General features: G+C 42.9%; 1 protein-coding gene. It reads left to right on the top strand.

Going from position 1 to position 322, the window contains the following annotated elements; all coding sequences use genetic code 11:
• A partial coding sequence (locus FC19_RS11715) for a hypothetical protein (RefSeq protein ID WP_268872821.1) occupies nt 1–322 on the top strand: 322 nt, incomplete at both ends.

The raw sequence follows: 322 nt of genomic DNA, 5'->3' as shown, positions 1-322 counted from the left end.
GATCCGCTTGTACTCAAACTTGATGAAGTTGAGGTACTATCTGATAACGAATCACTTGTGCTCAAACTTGCAGAAGTCGAACCACTATTTGATAACGAGCTGCTTGTACTCAAGCTTGCGGATGTTGACGCACTGTTCGACAATGATCCGCTTGTACTCAAACTTGATGAAGTTGAGCCACTATCTGATAACGAATCACTCGTGCTCAAACTTGATGAAGTTGAGGTACTATCTGATAACGAGCTGCTTGTACTCAAGCTTCCTGAAGTTGAAGCACTATCTGATAACGAATCACTCGTGCTCAAACTTGATGAAGTCGAGG

This window comes from Liquorilactobacillus aquaticus DSM 21051 (assembly GCF_001436755.1).
Taxonomy (GTDB): domain Bacteria; phylum Bacillota; class Bacilli; order Lactobacillales; family Lactobacillaceae; genus Liquorilactobacillus; species Liquorilactobacillus aquaticus.
This window is presented reverse-complemented; position numbering and strand designations above follow the sequence as displayed.